This window comes from Lyngbya sp. PCC 8106, assembly GCF_000169095.1.
Lineage (GTDB): Bacteria > Cyanobacteriota > Cyanobacteriia > Cyanobacteriales > Microcoleaceae > Capilliphycus.
The window spans coordinates 1-1,582 of record NZ_AAVU01000106.1 but is presented as its reverse complement, the minus strand read 5'-3'; the positions used below and the strand labels follow the sequence as shown (position 1 = coordinate 1,582).

The 1,582-nt window shown below is 38.4% G+C and carries 1 protein-coding gene and 1 pseudogene; one reads left to right on the top strand and one right to left on the bottom strand.

Annotation, left to right across the window (positions count from 1 at the left end):
- Window positions 1–577, top strand: a pseudogene (locus tag L8106_RS33345) (hypothetical protein); the annotation flags it as partial.
- 335 nt (window positions 578–912) lie between these two features.
- Here the strand turns inward: L8106_RS33345 and L8106_RS29120 are convergent.
- Window positions 913–1,582 (bottom strand): Tn3 family transposase (locus tag L8106_RS29120; RefSeq protein WP_009788180.1); only part of this gene is annotated, 670 nt, incomplete at its 5' end.

The following is a 1,582-nucleotide window of genomic DNA, read 5'->3' as shown; positions in this document are numbered from 1 at the left end:
CAGTCAACTAAACACAGAGTTGGATGATTTTGAGTTTAAATTCTCTGGACTATGGCAATTTATTCCCGTTTGCCGCACTCCTTGCATTTCCATTTTCCGCAACTTCAATAAAGATAGATTAGCATGGATAAAAGAAGCCGAAGCCGCCAAAAAAGTTAAATTTATGAAATCCTCTCACGTTCCGTTACTCTGGAGAGATTCACCTGTAAAGCCGTTTAGATTTAATCCCAGACTAGAGAAAGAACAGCAAGGTCAAACTTATTTTGTACAGGTCAAGGCTAAGTTTCTCCCCGGCAGAGATGTGTTTGGATTTGTGGAACAACTTGACGAACCCACTGGAGATATACCTGGATTCTTGAAAGCCTCTAAAAAGCTAAAAGCCGAAGCTTTAAGGGAAATTAAAGACAACAAGCAAAAGCAGAAATCTGTTGACCCACCTAAAAATAAATCAACTGACGAACAGCCTAAACAATCTGAAGTTCAATCCGAAAATCAATCCCTACCTGAACAGCCTAAAAAATCCCAAAGACAACAAAATAAACAGTCCGTTGTTCAAGAAACTGATAATAATGTCTAATAACTTTTACAGATTTTCAAAGTTTTTTCAATGGTAAAAACAGGTAAATTTAGTGAGACGGAGAGGAAAAGATGAAACCCGAATGTCTACCTTTGGTTGCGGCTCAAGTTATTGTTGACCGCCATGTTATTGAACGTTAGAAATCCAATTTAAGTTTTCCTAAAGGCATCTGTTGGTAAAATTATTTTTGTTGCAATTGCTCCATACTTATTCTAGTCTAAAGTTAAGTGTCAATACTAGAATAAGGCGTAGAAATAGCGAAGCTGACACGAACCGCAAAGTAGCAAGTCAAACATCTTCTGTGCAAGGATTTTAGCGATTAGTTGATTTTTATATCAAGAAACCACCGGGTCAATCAATAACCGCTCATCCAAGTCCAGCCGAAAAGTTCCATAGGGATTGATATGACTCCAGGTTAATGGAGTTAGCCCTCGCCAGTCTTCCTTTTGCATCAATTTCAACCAATCTTTCTCTGACAAAATTTGTTGCATCATCAACGTATTGATATACACCAAACAAATCTGTAACAAATGCAATGACAACACCGCTATCTCTTGGTCTTCCAACCGATTCGTAGCGATTTCACTATTCTTACCATAAAAAATAAAACTATTTGCACTATTCCATTGCTCCACCACATTCAGCCCTTCATGAATTTCTTGACGCAACTCCTCCCGGCTAAGATATTCACACAGAAAAATCGTCTTCATCGCCTTTCCCAACTCAGCCAAAGCTTGATAAGTCGGATGAATAATATTAGAACGACTAAATCGTTTTAAAATCACCTCAGTTTCCGCTGTTCCCAATCTTAAAGCCGTCGCATATTTAATCATCTGGTCATATTGATTGCGAATCAATTCCCAATTAATCGGTCTGGTCAGCACCGGCTGTAAATTCGGATAAGCATTACCAAGACCTGCCACCGGACGATACAATTTCTGTTTATGAATTCTCTTCAAACGGGGTAACAACTGAAAACCTAACAGATGACAAAAAGCAAAAGCT